The sequence below is a fragment of the Spiroplasma taiwanense CT-1 genome, from assembly GCF_000439435.1.
GTDB classification, from domain to species: Bacteria; Bacillota_I; Bacilli_A; order Mycoplasmatales; family Mycoplasmataceae; genus Spiroplasma_A; species Spiroplasma_A taiwanense.
The window spans coordinates 428,383-444,556 of sequence record NC_021846.1 but is presented as its reverse complement, the minus strand read 5'-3'; the positions used below and the strand labels follow the sequence as shown (position 1 = coordinate 444,556).

Below are 16,174 nucleotides of genomic sequence, written 5' to 3'. Positions count from 1 at the left end.
TAATAATTTAATAATAACAAAAAAATACCTATAATAAAGGTATTTTAAAATTCTGCATTTTTACACTCAGGATAATTACTACATCCTAAAAATTTTCTTGTATTCTTAGTTTTTTTATCTATATACGAACGTTCAATCATATAGCCTTTATTACATTTTAAGCACTTCATTCCATCATAATTATAATCCGAAGTTATTTTATCTAATTTAGTATAAAACGTTTTTAAATAGCCCTTAAAATCACTTATTTGGCCTGTTGCAATTAAATCTAGATCCTTTTCCATATTTTTTGTAAAGTCTAAATTTATTACATCAATAAAGTTTTTTACTAAAAAATCATTAACCTTTAATCCTAAATCATTTACAGTCATTGATTCTGATTTATTTTTTTCTACATCAACATAACCTCTTAAGACATTTATTTCAATAGCATTTTTATATGTACTTGGTCTGCCAATTTCTAGTTTTTGTAATTGTTCAATCAAAGTTATCTCATTTAATTTACTTGGTGGTTTATCATAATCTTCAACGATTTTTATATTATTTACATTAATAAAACTATTCTTTGAATAATTAAATTTAATATTTTCTTCCACGTTTAATGATTCATCAATTTCATAATATCCAAGAACATTATAGCTTTTAATTGTAGTATAAAATAAATTTTTCCTATTTTCTAAAAATATTTCTTTTCTTATTCCAGATGGTTTTTGATAAATTGAATTAATTGTATTTTGCCATATTAATCAATATAACAACTTTTCATTTTTAGATAATGATTCAGTACAATATTTTTCAATTTCTCCTGGCAATCATTCAAAATGAGTTGGAGTAATTGCTGGATGTCCTTCTTGATCGGTTTCCTTTATCTGAGTTTTAATTAATTTTCCTAATTTATTTTCTCCATAATAGGAAATTATAAAATTAATTAAACTATTTTTTGTTTCTTTATCCAAATTATTTGAATCTGTTCTAATATACGTAATTAATCCCTTTTCATACAAACTCTGAGCTATATTCGTTGTTACATTTGCTTTTAACTTTAATTTAGATTTTGAAGCTTTTAACATGTCAGCTGTTGAAAAAGGTTTATAATGATTTTCTTCAAATTTAGTTTCTTTTATATCTTGGATTAAAAATTTAATATCTAAATTATTTTTTAGTTCTAATATCTTTGATTTATCATATATTTTATTAATAACTAATTTATTATGTTCATTATAAATGCAATTCTTAAATATTAATTGATCAATTACTTCATCTTGCAAATAAAAATATTGTTTTTTACTAAAATTATCAATTTCATTTTGTCTATCACATAAAATTCTTAAAACAGCACTTTGAACTCTACCAGCACTTGCTGCCCCAATAGTTTTTTGCAAAACAGGAGAAATTCTAAAGCCAACTATTCTATCAATGATTTGTCTTGTTAATGCACTTTTAACATAGTTTTGATCAATAGATCCCAAATTTAAAATTTCTTTTTGTACACATTCTTTTGTAATTGCATTAAGTTTCATTCTTTTAAAATTTTGATTATATGGTTTTAATAATTGATATAAATGTCAAGCGATTGCCTCTCCTTCTCTATCAGGATCTGTAGCAATTATTATTTGTTCTGCTTTTTTAGAGTATTCAATCAATTGATTTACAATAGTTTTTTTATCAAGAGAAACTTTAAAAATAGGTTCCATTGAGTTAAGTTTTAATCCCATATTGTATTCATTCTCTTGTGATAGTTCTCTAACGTGTCCTACAGAAGCCTTTACAATATAATTATTGTTTTTATCAATTTCATTTAAAAATTGATTTACTTTTTTAATTTTTCCTGGCGATTCCAATATAACTAGTTTAGTCATCTTATCTCTCTTTCTTTCTTAATAAGGTATAATTAAATAAATAAAGGAAAAAGAAAATGTTTACAGAAAAAGAAAATTTATTAAATAGAGTAAAAAAAGATATTAAGAAAAAAGTATTACAAAAATTTAAAGAATTAGAACCAATTTTTGATGAGGATACTCTTAAAATTACACAGATATTATTTAATAAGACAAACGAAGACCAAACTATTGAAACTATATGAACATTTAGTGGAAAAAATAATTCAAATCTGGCGGTATTCCAAGATAGAGAAAAAATTATAAATTTAAACTTAACTGATTTAGAATAACCTCTCAGGTTATTTTTTATATAATTGTTTTTAGAATCATAGAAATATTAACAATTAACTTATTTAAATAGTTTTTATAGTTAAAAGAAAGTTCAGTTTTGACGTGCAATACCATAACTCTTTTGAATATTTTTCTTTACCTTAAAATTTATCTTATGCATCTTTTGATTTTGTACTTTATGTTTTAAAGTTTTTCTATAATTTCCATGAGCATTTAATAATTTAAGTTTTGCTTTTTTATTAAGTTTAATAAAAGTTTTATTAATAATTTTGTTGATCATTTGTTAATCCTCCTTTTTTAAATGTTTTTTAGTCAATAATGCTAGTACAACTTTCATGAACATATTCATAAATGTCATTCCCAAAAATATCAATATTTTTAAATGAATTAATTCTTTGATTTTCTTTAATTTTTAAAAGACATTTTGTACAAATTTTAACCAATGTTTTTTCATAATTAGTCCTCTCATAAAATAGAATCATCATTAGTTCAAGTATCTTCTTCAACTAATTCATAATCATGTGGTTGATTCTCATCATTATGTCTTGATGCTAAAAATTGGATTCTATTCGCTCTAACAGAAATAACTGTAGAAAATTGTCCATTGTTGTTATCTTGTCTAACATTTAAATTTCCTTCAACTGCAATTTGTGCACCTTTTTTTACATATTTTGCCATATTTTCTGCTGTTTTTTCCCAAGCAAAACATGGAACAAATTGTGTAAATTGATTCCCTCCTGAAAATTCATTTACTGCAACAGTAAAGGCTACATAGTCTTTACCTCCTGAAGATTTTCTTAGTTCAGGATCTTTTGTTATTCTTCCTATTAAATTTACTGAATTCATTGTTGTTTTCCTTTCATCTCTAATGAGAAAATAAATATCAGGTAAATAAAAAACTAGCCTTATAACTAGTTACACAAAATATAAAAAAATAGAGTCTAGCTACAAAACTAGTGCTCTATTTACCTTATAAATATAATAACATATCTTTAAAAAGTATGTTATTAATTATTTTTGAGTTTCTTTATTTACTAAAGATATTTGTTAAAGCATTTAATATGTCATTATATTTATATTTTTCCAATAAACTAGATAATATTCAATATTGGTTTCTACTTAATTTTGATGTATTAATCCATTTTTCTTTCAATGTTTCAGCTTCTTTTTTTTGATACTTTATAATTTTCATTGCTTCATGTATATCATCATAATTATTATTTTTTGAAATATTTACTAATCACAAATAATGCTCTCTTGATAGCAAATTGTATCCCATAAGTTTCACCTTCTTTTTTATTCATTATTACTTCTAATCCTTATAATTCAAATTTAAAACTTCAAGAATTTTGTTCAAATCTTCAATTCCTAAATAATGCATTATTAGTTTTTTTTCTTTAATTTCAATTTTAGTTCCTAATTTCTGTTGAATATGATTTTGCATTTGAATAATTTCAGGGTCTATATAATTTTTGATTTTTTTAACCTTATCTTCCAATGTTTTTTTAGTAATTTTATTTTCTACTACATCATTAGCTAAAATTGTTTTTTCTTGATCGGATAAATCATGTTGACTAGCTATAATTACTGCTTTTGAAATGTCTAAACTACCATCTATAACTTGTTGTTGAACATCATTATTTAATTCTAAAACCGATAACATTTTTGAAACTCAACTTATTGATTTACCCAATTGACTTGAAATTTCTTCTAAATTCATACCGTCATTTCTAAGTTCTTTTAAGGGTAATGCAGTATCATAATTAGTCATTTCTTCTCTTTGAACGTTTTCTATTATGGATGCTTGTTTAAAATCTTTCTGACTGGCATCTCCTGGAACTAAAATACATTCAATATGTTTTTTATTTAAATATTTATAAGCTTCTAACCTTCTTTGCCCAGCAATTAAACTTACCTCATTTTTGGTATTAATATTAACTATAATTGGTTGAAGTAAACCTACTTTTAAAATAGAATTTGCTAATTCAATAATCGAATCTCTATTAATTGTTTTTCTTGGTTGAGAAGGATTAGGTTGTATTCTAGCAATTTCAATTAATTCTGTTTTAAACATATTAATTTATCCTTTCTTCGGTGATTCAATTACATAATAGAAAATATTATCCTCTTTATCATATGAAAGACTTGCATTCTTATATTCCCATTTATTAATTAATCCATTTGGATCAATTACTTTTTTATGAATATAATCTTTTGTAACTTCTTGACCTGGTGATATTGATATATGAATTTGATATTCTTCACCATCAATTCTCAATATACTTCCCGCTGGAATATTTAAAATTTCATCAATTTTAGTTTTTTCTACTTTATTTTCTTTTAAAACTTTATCTTTGCTTTCTTGCGTTGAAATCATTTCAATTGAAGAAACTTGCTCATCAGTTGTAGTTGTTTTCTTTAACTTTTGTTCAATTTTTTCTTCGATTTGTTTACCTGTTTTAAACTTAAATTCAGGTCATGTTATTTTTTTATTATTTTCTTCTTGATTAAAAATACTCATAGTTTTCTCCTCTATTTGTTATCTATATTTTCCCTGGGGAAAATTATTCAAAAAATAATTTAGTTTTTATAAATGTATAATTTTTCAAGCCTTCAAATCCATTATTGTAATGTAAGGGTTTTGTAAATTCTTCATTTTCTTTTGTTCATTAATGACTAAATTTTGTTGAAAAAATATAGTTTAGTAAATTATCAAATTGACTTATAGTTTGTACTTTTTTTAAGTTTGTTAAATTCCCTAAGCATAAACTTCCATCATTATAAAAATGAGGTAATTTTAATGCATAAAATTTTGTATTTGCATTTAATTCCCCATTAAATGCAAATAATTTAATATTTCAAAAATTAATATTTTCATTCGATATTTGAACTTCAGTTATTAATGGTGGTAAAAAAATTGATTTATGAGAATACTTTCCCTTTTGATAGGCGTAAATATCTCTAATTGAGGGATTATACAAAAAATAATATGATGTTATTTTTCCATTAGTTTTAGTAGTCAATAGATTTTTGGAAAAATCTATTGAGCCTATATTACTCTCATTATTTTTAGTATTTAAGAACAATCAATTTAGAAATTCATTGAATTTAATTCAACCAGATTTACTAATTCCACTTTTATTAATAATTTCCACTTGGCAAAAACCTTTATCATTTTTATCAAAATTTAATTTTAGTTTAGAAAAGGATTTCATAGTTATCAGTCCTTTCAAATTTTAAGTTCGAACATTTTATTTCTTTTTCTGGTGTTTTTGTAATTTTCAATTTTTTCTCAATATTATTTTTTTCTTCTCAAAATTTATAAAAATCTATAGGTTTTATTTTCAATAAAGCACCATTTTTCGAAATCAATTCTTTTATTTCTATAATTCATGCAAAATCAACTTCATCTTTTGATCAGCTCATTAAGTCTGAACTAATTTTTTCATATATATATCAAGTTTTAGAAATACTTCTTATTTTTTTAATTTGATCTGACAAATATTGTTTTTCTTTATTTTTTTCAAGAAAAACATCATATTCTTTTTTATCAATTTTTTTACTTTTTAAAGGATTCTCAGATAATAAATTAAGTTCTTCTAATATTTTTAGCTTCATTGATTAAAAATAAAATTTCCTTTGATTTAACTGCTAGTTCCTTTAAAAAAAGTAAATCTTTATTATTAGTTATTTCTAAAACATAATTAATCTCAAAATATACTTCATTATCAATATTATGAATTACAATATTTTTTGTATTTTTAAATTTTTCTAATATATATCTTTTTTTATATTTAGGTAATTTTTGAAGATGTGTTGAACTAACAAAAGTATTTTTAAATAAAAATCTTGGTTCAAATTGATAATTATAAAAATTTAATAAAATTGTTTCATGTAAATGAAAGCGATCCTCATTTTTTGGAAATATTTCATTAAAACACACTATTCTTTTAATTAATCTGTTTCTTTGATAAGGTAACAAATAAATATTGCTTGTCAAAATTTCTCGTCTTAAAGTTTTAATTCTATCAAGATTAACATTATTTATAATTTCTAAACCTTGAAAAAAATATTCTAGATGATGTATTTCCATTATTTGTTAATTCCTTTCAAAATATCAATTTTAGAGTTATATTTATCAAACTTAATATGACATTTTTTATTCTTAAAATATTCAATATCAAATAAAAATCTTAAAATTAAATTACTTGCTTGATCATTTGTAGCAAATTGTTGAATGACTCCATCATTTATTAAGTTTTCACATGAGTCTTCTGTTAGTAATAACTCATCAGTTTTCTCAATTTTTAATTTATAAATTTTACTTCTGAACTCATTTATTAAAATATCTCCATAATCATCTTCATTAGCTGAGTCAATATAAAATAAATCAGATGGTTTAGGATAACCTACATAGGAATAATCCATTTTTTTTAAAAATTCTTTTAATAATTGAATAGATTTTTCAATTAAAAGTCTTGTTTTATGATTATCAACACAACTTATAATTACTAAACTATTTGTTTGTTCTTGAACTGACTTTACTATTTTAAAGAGTGAATCTTCTTTATTTAAAAATTTATTGACTGAATAACAATTTTTAAATTGACTTATGCTGTTAATCTTTCTTGCCAAACTTTCAGCTTTAAAAGCATCTATATCATGAATTTGAAAAGGTTGACGTACAACATTTTTATATTCTACTTTATCACCATCAATTAGATAAATTTTATCTTCTTGTGCTAAAAATTTTGCAAGTTTTCCTGCTAATAATCCACCAGTTCCCCCGACCCCTACTAAAAATATTATTTTATTCATTTTCCCATGGAAAATTAAAATTCTATCTCATTAATAAATTTAGTATTAATAGTCGAAGTTGATCTTTTATCTATTCCTTCAAACAATATTTCACAATCAACTAAACTTTTAATTCTTGAAATAATTCGTTCTGTGTCTGTTTTACCAAGTTGTTTAGTATATTTTTGTTCTAATTGTAATAGCGAATAATTTGAAGTAAAAATAGTAATTATATTTGGAACTTGTTTTTTATATGAAAATCTTTTTTCAAATAATTCATAAATATAATGCATTGTTGATGGATGAAAAAATTCTGCTCCTAAATCATCTATAAATAAAATTTCTTTTATTGCAGCTCTATTTGCTGAAATCACATGAATTCCTTCATAACCTAAATTTCCTCAAGCTTGTTGATGAGATTTAATCCAATCAACCATATTTATTCATTCAATTGATTTTGTTGAAATTTTTTTTAGTTTATTCAAAAACATAGTCTTTCCAACTCCTGAAATTCCATAAATATAAATACCTTTAATTTTTAAATTGCTTAGGTTTTTATTTATAAAATATGGATACAATTTTTCAAAATTTTTATATTCTAAATCATGATCAATATTAACATTACTTTTAGTCATATATTTTTTCTCCATTTAAAGTTTTTACCAATGATCTATACTCTTCAGAATTTTTTGAATTGTAATTTTCAAATCATTCTGCAATTTGTTCACCCGAAATTTGATTCACAATTTTAGAATTCAAAGTATAGATTACTTCTTGATAATAATGCGGCTTGCTTGTTTTGTAATTTAGAATATTAAATTCTATTCCAAATCTACCTTTATATTTGCTTGATAAATAATAATTTTTATGAATTCAAATTAAGCCCTTCGTATTATATGGACTTTTAATTGCAAATGCTGTTTTATTAGCGTTTCATCCATGAAATCATGCATTTAAAAGTCATACTTTTTGATTTTTTCCCATCAGTTTGAAAATCCCTTCTATTTTGAGTTTTCCCTGGGGAAAATATAGATAACTTTATAGTCCTAGATTATAAACTTAGATTATATTGATATAGAGTTAATTTAAAATATAGAGACTATTGATTTTATTTTTATATAATTTATAAATTTGTTAATTTTAGATAATAATCGCTGATTATAATCATCAGTTTTTTTTTTTTTTTTGATTTTTTCATAACAAAATATAAATGTTAATTTTACTACATTTTTAAAATCTAAAGTTTTATTTTGTCATGACTGTTTTTTGTTTAAGGGTAAATATTTAAGCACTTAGCTTATTTAAAATTTTAATTGCGGATTTGCAAATAATCTATCATCTCCATGTTCATTTTTATAACCAATCAAAATAAAAACTGCTTTTCAGCAGTTCAATACCATATTTACTTGTTTTTCTTACCCCCCAAAAATTTTACGCGACCTATAAATTTTTGTTTTTTGTTTTCATCTTCTTCAAGATTTATACGTATTTGTAGAATTTGAATATTAAATGTTTTTTTTACTTCTAATTGATAAGTGGCTTTTCTATAATTACTCATAAATCCCCAAACAGCTTCCATACCTTTTGCAGAATCAAAAAATTTAATTTTTGTCTTTTCAATTCCTTTTTTTCTAAATTCTACTTTTCTTGTAAATTTATGATCATTTGCAAATCATTCAATTGTAATAGACTCATTTTTTGTTAATTCACTTAACAATAATATTTGTTTTCCACCCCTTTTTGAATAAAAATACGCATCTTCAATTAAATCATCATTTGTTAAATTTCTATTAATGTCTTTTGCTGCTAATTGTAAAAATTTATTAAAAACAGTTTCTACATTATAATTTAAAACTGCTTTAAGATTAGTACTAATTGTTCTATGCATTTCTTCTGTTAATGAAGCATGTTTTTTTCTCTAAATTTTTCATTTAATTTTTCAAATTCACTATTTAAATTTTTTATTTCATTTTCATCACTAATAATAGCCTTATCTTTTAAATCATATTTCATATTATAAATCTCACTTTTCTAAAATAAAAATACTACCATAACAATGCAACAAATTCCAAGAATAAAACCAATAATAATTAATAGAAGTACTATTTTTGTAAAATTATTAATAGGTTTTCTATTTTTTCTTGAGTAAAATGCCATTCCCGATCAAATAAAAAAAGGTAAAACCATAAAGAATGCTCCTAAAGTAATTAAAAAACTTTCCATACCTTATTTCTCCTTCAAATACTCCTCATTTCTTAATAATATCATAGTTTTTTTATTATTAAATTTTGTTAGATTTTATTTTATTTTTTTAAAAATCAACAACCATCTACCATTAAACTTTTGCCAAAAACTATATTTTATAAATTAATTTTATTCTAGAAAAATAGAAAAACTAGATAATATAAAAATTTTATTCAAATAATTAAAAACTTTTCAATATATATTGGATCCTTCTTCAAAGATATCATGAATTTTCTCATTTAATAAACTAATATCCTCAAGTAGTGCAAGCATTAATTCACAAGATTGTTCTCATATTTTAAAATCATCTTTTTTTTCTAAAAATAGAAGTAAATCTTTTATTTGTTGACAAAACATTTGTGAATAATTTTTATTAAGTTCAGTTAATTGAAAATAATAAGTATTAATTTTTTCTAAAATTATTATTTTTATTTCTTTAATATCAAGTACATTATTATTATTTCTTACATTTTCAAAAGACTTTTTAATTAAATAATCTACTAATAGCACTATTTCTAATAATTGAACAATATTTGGCATTACAATATGTCGATCAATAATTTCTGTTTTATTTTTAATAATTAAAGTATTTAATATATATTCATAAAAATAAATGAAACTATCCTTAAATTCTAAAAAGTTATCAAAGAAAACTAAATTTTCAAAATTATGATAAATTTTTAAAAAGTTATCATTTAAAAGATTAAATTTTTGTAAATCAATTTTAGTTTCTTCTAATAAAACTTTAATTGTATGTAATGATGGTTCAAAGAATTTCATTATTTTTTTAATATCGTTATCATTAAAATCATATTTACCTAGCATTTTAACTACCTTTTTTCTATATTTATCATATATAATAAAAATAGTTTTTCATAGAAAGATTGATAAAATGATAAGAAATTATAAGTCTTTTAATATTTCAAAAGAAGATATTCAAAACTTGAAAAATATTAATCCTTTCTGAAATAAAAATGTTAATAAATTAATTAAAAAATTAAAAAATTGATTAATTAAATTTAAAAAAAACCCTGAAGATTTTAAAATAAATTTTCCTGTAAATTATGATCAATATAATCAATTATTTAAAGAAATTGATAATTGAATTCATTTTTATAATCAAAAAATTAACTTAATAAAATCAAATATTAAAATTTTAAGAAAATTTTATAAATTAATCGGAGATTATGTTTCATTATTGGGTTGAACTAATTTTATTGAGTTTATTTGTTCTTTTTTGAATGACATTCAAAAAAAAGAAATTTCAAATAAAAAAGAGTACGCACTTCTATTACTTAATAGTATTATTTTTAAAAATTTCGAAATTTATAAAAAAGAAATATTTAATATTTTAAAAGAAGATGACTATATAAAAATACTGTTTGAAAGAGTATTTATACCAAAAAATTTTATTCTCAGAATTGATATCGTTTGTAGAAATATATTAAAATATGCAAAAATTTTAAAGAAAAAAAATAAAATTACAGAAGATGAATTTATAGGCATAAGTGTAAGTACAATAGAATTAATAATATTTGCATTATCATTTTCAAATTTTGGATCAATATTTTTTGAAAGTATCTACTAAAAATAAAAAAAAACAAAATTCTATTAAAAGTAGAATTTTGTTAAAAAATAAAAGTTTAACTCATAAATAGGACTAAATATTTAGAGTTATTATTTTTTAAATAATGCTCACCTGAAATAAGAGAAATTTTATTTAAATTTTATTCAACTTTGAAAAAAAATAAAAAGTTAACAAAAAATTAGCACGTAAAATTATTTTAAAAATAGTAAATAGAAAATATAAACTTTTTATTAAGCTGAATACAAATTATAAAAAAATAAGGAATTTGGTGAAATTATTTGAAATAAATATTATATATAAACTTTACATAGTATTGTTTTAAAGGAATAGTAATAAAAATATACAAACATGTAAACTTCATAGTACATAAAATTTAACTAATTTTATTTAAAAAATTAAATTAGTTCCCCACCCACCATCCCACTTAAACTTACATTTAAGTTTTTTCATTATAGTACTAAAACTAAAAAAACATACAAAATTTATTTTTACATTTTATATTTTTTAAATTATTTTTATCTTATTAAAAACACTATTTATGGTGTTTTTTTATTTAAAAAAATAGCAAATATATGTATTAGTTTTTTAATTTTTTTTGTAAAATTTTTTTTCATTAAAAATAGATATTAATGTCTTTTTAAATTTGATTATTTTTAAAAAGCCAATGTTTATTTTTAGAAGAAATAAATATTGGCTTTTAAAGATAAAATTCTTAAAAAATGTTGAAAAAAATACTGCCTTTTTTAACATTTTTTAAGAAAATATTAAAAGATTATGAATATTTTTTTCATATCTTTAATTAAAGTAAAAAAAAACAGTACTTTATAAAACATTGTTAAAATTATTTTAAAATTAGCTTTAATAAAAAATTACTTTTTAATGTTTTTGAATGAGAATTAATAAATTTTCTTTTTTAGATTGTAATAATTAATCCAAGAAATCTTTAGAAAGTTCATTATAGTAGTTAAAAAATAGAAATATAAAATAAGTTTATTAAAATATTGTTTAACTTCAATATTTAATTTTACTTTTTATTTTATTATAAATTAATTTGATTTTTCTGGATTTTTAACTCCATCATCTCATTGACCATTAAATGCTCTTGCAAAGTCATACTCTCTTAAATAACCTAAACCATGAGTTAATAATGATTTATTAATTGGTTTACCACTGTAAATATCTTTACCTCTATCATCGTTCATTGATCACATTGATAAATAAGCAAGACCTACAGAATGTGCATAGTTATATAATTCTTTTGCATCTTCAAGTGTAAATACACCTCAAACTGTATCATTTACTCCAATCATTGGTGTTGCACCAATTTTTGAGAATAATACGTCTCCATCTGCTGTTAAATTATAATTTGTAAGTACTGATTTAGCTAAATTATTTCTTGTATTTTCAATAGTATATTACACTAATTATTTGTTGAACCATATTATTATTCCTTTCGTTTTTTCTCTCTTTGATTGACAATCATTCATGTTCTTTCTCTCATTTTTTTAGTTAAATGATATTCTTTATATAAAAATCCCTTAATCATATAAAGTAATTTTTCAATAATTGACATTTTTTGTTTATCTAACTGGTCTGAAAATAAAGACAAATTTTCTTCTGCACTTTTTAGTTTATAAATTGTTTTTAATATATGATTTCCTAGTCTTGAATAGAGTCCGTCATTTCCATATAGTGCATTATGAACATAATCTTCGCTATTAGTTTCATTAATTTGATTTAATCCTTCTTGATATTGATTAATTTCGGTAATATATTCATCAAAAACATATTTTAATTCAGGACTTTGTTCTATTAAAAAATTAGTTAACTTATCAATCATTGTTTTAAATGATTTACTGTTATCTTTGGAATTATAAAAAAGACGATTTTGAAATTTATTTGTTTTCATTTTTATTTTTTGATTAAAATCAAGTATTTTATCAACAATATCATGATAATTATTTCGAATTTCATTATATATTAATTGATCTGTATTTCAAGAATTAATATTTTGTTTCATTGCATGTCAATTAATATTATCTTTAAAATGAAAAATAAGATTATCTCTAATTTCATTATTAATTTTTAAATTTAAAGAATTTAATTTAATTTCTTTTTCCAAATTTAATTTAAAATCACTTTTTCTATCATATTCTAAATTTATAGAACCATTTTTGTTAATTTCAGCTTGTGTTCCTTTATCTAAATTATATTTATAGCGATAATTAAATTCAGTCTTACTATATTTTTTAGGATATGTTGCTTTCTTTTCAAAAAAAGCTAAGTGAATATGAGGATTATCTGTATTATTGTGAAAACTAAAAAATCAATTCATATTTTCATCATTCATGCCAATATATGGAAAAAATCAAAAACAAAAAAGGAAATAAATTTCCTTTAAACTATTTTAACTTAATTGATAATTCATCCAATTGTTCTTGAGTTACAATATCAGGTGCATTTGTCATTGAATCAACTCCTGATGAATTTTTTGGAAAGGCAATAACTTCACGTATATTATTACTTGAAGTTAATATCATACAAATTCTATCCAATCCCAAAGCACACCCTGCATGATTTGGAGCACCATATTTATATGCATTTATAAATCAACCAAAATTTTGTTCAACTTGTGATTGAGTTAAGCCAATTGCATCAAACATTTTCTGTTGTATAATGGGATCTGTTATTCTTTGACTTCCTCCCCCAATTTCAAAACCATTTAAAACTAAATCATATGCTTCTGCTAATGCAGAAGCTTTTTCTTCTTCAAAATTTTGTAATGAAGATTTTGAAGGCATTGTAAAGGGATGGTGTGCTGCTACAAATCTATTCTCTTCTTCTGAAAATTCAAATAAAGGAAAATCAACTACTCAAAGTAACTTCATTTCATCATTATTTATTAAATTTTCTAGTTTTGCAACATGATTTCTAATTGCTCCCATTGCTTGACTTGCTTTAAAATATTCTTCTACAACAAATAAAATTGTTGAATTATTAGTTATTGAAAAATGTTTAATTAAATCTTTTTTTTCTGATTCACTTAATTTTGATCCAATTGAACCTGTTCAATCATTTAAATCATATTTTGCAAATCCTAAAATATTTACACTATTTTGAAAAGCAGTTTGTGTTAATTCTTCTAATTCTTTTTTATTTAAAGTAGAATTAACACAAATTGCTCTTATTGCTTTATTTTCTAAATTTGAAAATAAAGGTATTTGTGTATTTTTAAATAAATGGTTTAATGTTTCAATTTCTAAATTAAATCTTAAATCTGGTTTATCATTTCCATATTTATCAATTGATTCTTTTCAAGTTATTCTTTGAATTGAATCCTTTATTTCTATTCTTTTAATTTCTAAAATTACTTTTTTTATTAAATCTTCCATTATTTGCATAACATCTTCTTTGTCTGCAAAAGCCATTTCCATATCTATTTGTGTAAATTCAGGTTGTCTATCAATTCTTAAATCTTCATCTCTAAAACATTTAACAATTTGAAAATATCTATCAAATCCTGAAATCATAAATAATTGCTTATAAAGTTGAGGTGATTGAGGTAAAGCATAAAATTTATTTTCATTTAACCTTGAAGGAACTAAAAAGTCTCTAGCACCTTCTGGAGTTGATTTACCAAATATTGGAGTTTCTATTTCAATAAAATCATTTTCAATAAAAAAGTTTCTAATTACATGATTCATTTTGCTTCTTGTAATTATTTTTTGTTGAATCTCAGGTCTTCTTAAATCTAAATATCTATAAGTTAATCTTGTTTCTTCTTGTGAATCAATATTATTTTTAATTTCAAAAGGAGTTAATTCTGATTTATTAATTAGGTTAATTTCACTAACTTTAATTTCTATTTCTCCTGTTGAAATTTCCAAATTCTTTGATTTTCTTTCAATTACAATTCCAGTTACTTCAATTACATATTCACTTTTAATATTTTCTAAATTTATTGAATCATCAAGAACAAGTTGCGTTATTCCATATCTATCTCTTAAATCAACAAAAGTCATTGCTCCCATTTTTCTAATTTTTGCAACTCAACCCTGAAGAATAACATTTTGATTTACATTTTTTAAAGTTAATTGCCCACATGTATGTGTTCTTTTCATATTTTTTATCCTTTCATTAAAGTTTCTACAATTTTTTCAAAAGTTACTTTTTGTTCTTTTTTAGTTTCTTGTTTTTTAATAATAACAACATTTTCTTTTAATTCGTTATCTCCAATTATAATTATATTTTTTGAATTTAATTTCTCAGATTGTTTAAAAGCAGATTTCATACTTCTGTTCATAAAATCAAAATCTGCTTTTAAACCTGCTGTTCTTATCATTAGTAACAGAATACTTGAAAATTGTTTTGCCTTTTTTGATAAACCAATTATATATACATCTAAATATGTAGGTTGAGAAAGAGAAGCATTTATATCGCTTAAAGAAAGTAAAATTCTTTCAAGACCAAATCCAAAACCAACTGCTGGTAAATCTATTTCACCCAATTGGTTAACAAGATTATCATATCTTCCTCCCCCCAACAAAGTTAAATTATTTGCATCTTTTATTTCAAAAACAAATCCTGTATAGTAATCCAATCCTCTAACAAGCATTTTATCAATAACAGGATTGATTCCTATATTTTTTAAATTGAAAATTAATTCTTCAAAATAATTTTTATCATCGCTTGATAAATAGTCTTTCATATCAATTACATCTTTAAAATTTGGTGAATCAATTTTACAATCCAAAATTCGTAACGGGTTTGTATTTAATTTTCTATTACAATCATCACATAATTTTTTTGTTGCTAAATATTTTTTTAAATCTTCAATGTATTTTTTTCTTTCTTCTCCATTAACTAAATAATTTAAGTGAATTGTATATTTTTCAATTCCAATAGTATTTAAAATTGTTGATGCTAAACAAATAATTTCATTATCCATTTCAGCAGATTTTGGACCAAATGCTTCAACTCCAAATTGATTAAATTGTCTGGTTCTTCCATTTTGTGGTCTTTCATATCTAAACATTGAACCAAAATAAAAAAATTTTAACGGTAAATTTTCATTTATATATAATTTATTTTCTATTACTGCTCTTACAATTGGTGCTGTTCCTTCAGGACGTAAGGTTAACTCCCTGTTTTTTTTATCTAAAAAAGAATACATTTCTTTTGAAACAATATCTGTTTGTTCTCCAACTCCTCTTTTAAATAAATCCGAACTCTCAAAAATTGGAGTTTTAATTTCATTAAAATTAAATAAATCAACAATATTTCTGATAATCATTTCTAATGCAAAAAATTCTTTTGCTTTTAAATCAATTAAATCCTCTGTTCCTCTTGGTTTTTGAATCATTTTTTAAACCTC

At 22.0% G+C, this 16,174-nt stretch carries 21 protein-coding genes; 2 read left to right on the top strand and 19 right to left on the bottom strand.

Annotation, left to right across the window (positions count from 1 at the left end; translation table 4 throughout):
- Positions 1-44: 44 nt before the first annotated feature.
- The gene (locus tag STAIW_RS02235) at positions 45-1,859 is read right to left on the bottom strand and encodes a type IA DNA topoisomerase (RefSeq protein WP_020834237.1); all 1,815 of its coding nucleotides are present in this window, start codon (positions 1,857-1,859) and stop codon (positions 45-47) included.
- A 56-nt stretch (positions 1,860-1,915) separates the two neighbouring features.
- Here STAIW_RS02235 and STAIW_RS02230 point away from each other — a divergent pair, with 56 nt between their 5' ends.
- Positions 1,916-2,170 carry a hypothetical protein gene (locus tag STAIW_RS02230; protein WP_020834236.1) on the top strand — a complete coding sequence of 85 codons (255 nt, stop codon included), beginning with the start codon at positions 1,916-1,918 and terminating at the stop codon, positions 2,168-2,170.
- A gap of 80 nt (positions 2,171-2,250) precedes the next feature.
- On the opposite strand, the gene STAIW_RS02225 is transcribed toward STAIW_RS02230, so the two are convergent.
- The 14 genes from STAIW_RS02225 to STAIW_RS02160 form a co-directional block, all read right to left on the bottom strand.
- On the bottom strand, positions 2,251-2,451 hold the full coding sequence (locus STAIW_RS02225; protein WP_020834235.1) for a hypothetical protein: 201 nt from the start codon (positions 2,449-2,451) through the stop codon (positions 2,251-2,253).
- A 176-nt stretch (positions 2,452-2,627) separates the two neighbouring features.
- Positions 2,628-3,017 (bottom strand): single-stranded DNA-binding protein, encoded by a 390-nt coding sequence (locus STAIW_RS02220; RefSeq protein ID WP_020834233.1) that lies wholly within the window; start codon positions 3,015-3,017, stop codon positions 2,628-2,630.
- A 181-nt stretch (positions 3,018-3,198) separates the two neighbouring features.
- On the bottom strand, positions 3,199-3,450 hold the full coding sequence (locus STAIW_RS02215) for a hypothetical protein (protein WP_020834232.1): 252 nt from the start codon (positions 3,448-3,450) through the stop codon (positions 3,199-3,201).
- A 33-nt stretch (positions 3,451-3,483) separates the two neighbouring features.
- Positions 3,484-4,245: a ParB/RepB/Spo0J family partition protein gene (locus STAIW_RS02210; protein WP_020834231.1), complete on the bottom strand. Its 762-nt coding sequence runs from the start codon at positions 4,243-4,245 to the stop codon at positions 3,484-3,486.
- 6 nt (positions 4,246-4,251) lie between these two features.
- Positions 4,252-4,692, bottom strand: coding sequence for a hypothetical protein (locus tag STAIW_RS02205; RefSeq protein WP_020834230.1), 441 nt, complete (start codon positions 4,690-4,692; stop codon positions 4,252-4,254).
- 148 nt (positions 4,693-4,840) lie between these two features.
- Complete coding sequence (locus STAIW_RS02200; RefSeq protein ID WP_020834229.1) at positions 4,841-5,386, bottom strand: hypothetical protein; 546 nt, start codon at positions 5,384-5,386, stop codon at positions 4,841-4,843.
- Positions 5,370-5,789, bottom strand: a complete 420-nt coding sequence (locus STAIW_RS02195) for a hypothetical protein (RefSeq protein WP_020834228.1) — start codon at positions 5,787-5,789, stop codon at positions 5,370-5,372. The genes STAIW_RS02200 and STAIW_RS02195 overlap by 17 nt, the downstream gene beginning before the upstream one ends.
- Positions 5,761-6,264, bottom strand: a complete 504-nt coding sequence (locus tag STAIW_RS02190; protein WP_020834227.1) for a hypothetical protein — start codon at positions 6,262-6,264, stop codon at positions 5,761-5,763. The genes STAIW_RS02195 and STAIW_RS02190 overlap by 29 nt, the downstream gene beginning before the upstream one ends.
- On the bottom strand, positions 6,264-6,989 hold the full coding sequence (locus tag STAIW_RS05645) for a ThiF family adenylyltransferase (protein ID WP_020834226.1): 726 nt from the start codon (positions 6,987-6,989) through the stop codon (positions 6,264-6,266). Before STAIW_RS05645 ends, STAIW_RS02190 begins: the two co-directional genes overlap by 1 nt.
- 14 nt (positions 6,990-7,003) lie before the next feature.
- Entirely contained in the window at positions 7,004-7,603 is a 600-nt protein-coding gene (locus STAIW_RS02180; RefSeq protein ID WP_020834225.1) for an ATP-binding protein, read from the bottom strand.
- Positions 7,596-7,952 carry a hypothetical protein gene (locus tag STAIW_RS02175; protein ID WP_020834224.1) on the bottom strand — a complete coding sequence of 119 codons (357 nt, stop codon included), beginning with the start codon at positions 7,950-7,952 and terminating at the stop codon, positions 7,596-7,598. The genes STAIW_RS02180 and STAIW_RS02175 overlap by 8 nt, the downstream gene beginning before the upstream one ends.
- Positions 7,953-8,370: 418 nt before the next feature.
- Positions 8,371-8,856: a hypothetical protein gene (locus STAIW_RS02170; RefSeq protein ID WP_020834223.1), complete on the bottom strand. Its 486-nt coding sequence runs from the start codon at positions 8,854-8,856 to the stop codon at positions 8,371-8,373.
- A gap of 143 nt (positions 8,857-8,999) precedes the next feature.
- Positions 9,000-9,191 carry a hypothetical protein gene (locus STAIW_RS02165; RefSeq protein WP_020834221.1) on the bottom strand — a complete coding sequence of 64 codons (192 nt, stop codon included), beginning with the start codon at positions 9,189-9,191 and terminating at the stop codon, positions 9,000-9,002.
- Between the two features lie 150 nt (positions 9,192-9,341).
- On the bottom strand, positions 9,342-10,037 hold the full coding sequence (locus tag STAIW_RS02160; RefSeq protein WP_020834220.1) for a hypothetical protein: 696 nt from the start codon (positions 10,035-10,037) through the stop codon (positions 9,342-9,344).
- A gap of 67 nt (positions 10,038-10,104) precedes the next feature.
- Here STAIW_RS02160 and STAIW_RS02155 point away from each other — a divergent pair, with 67 nt between their 5' ends.
- On the top strand, positions 10,105-10,800 hold the full coding sequence (locus STAIW_RS02155; protein ID WP_020834219.1) for a hypothetical protein: 696 nt from the start codon (positions 10,105-10,107) through the stop codon (positions 10,798-10,800).
- A gap of 1,046 nt (positions 10,801-11,846) precedes the next feature.
- Here STAIW_RS02155 and STAIW_RS02150 read toward each other — a convergent pair.
- The 4 genes from STAIW_RS02150 to hisS all read right to left on the bottom strand — a co-directional run bounded on the left by STAIW_RS02150 (position 11,847) and on the right by hisS (position 16,162).
- The gene (locus STAIW_RS02150; RefSeq protein WP_020834218.1) at positions 11,847-12,110 is read right to left on the bottom strand and encodes a glycoside hydrolase family 18 protein; all 264 of its coding nucleotides are present in this window, start codon (positions 12,108-12,110) and stop codon (positions 11,847-11,849) included.
- A 134-nt stretch (positions 12,111-12,244) separates the two neighbouring features.
- On the bottom strand, positions 12,245-13,135 hold the full coding sequence (gene mobL / locus STAIW_RS02145; protein ID WP_041618827.1) for a relaxase MobL: 891 nt from the start codon (positions 13,133-13,135) through the stop codon (positions 12,245-12,247).
- Between the two features lie 67 nt (positions 13,136-13,202).
- Positions 13,203-14,921: an aspartate--tRNA ligase gene (gene aspS, locus STAIW_RS02140; RefSeq protein WP_020834216.1), complete on the bottom strand. Its 1,719-nt coding sequence runs from the start codon at positions 14,919-14,921 to the stop codon at positions 13,203-13,205.
- Between the two features lie 5 nt (positions 14,922-14,926).
- On the bottom strand, positions 14,927-16,162 hold the full coding sequence (hisS, locus tag STAIW_RS02135; RefSeq protein ID WP_020834215.1) for a histidine--tRNA ligase: 1,236 nt from the start codon (positions 16,160-16,162) through the stop codon (positions 14,927-14,929).
- Positions 16,163-16,174: the final 12 nt, after the last annotated feature.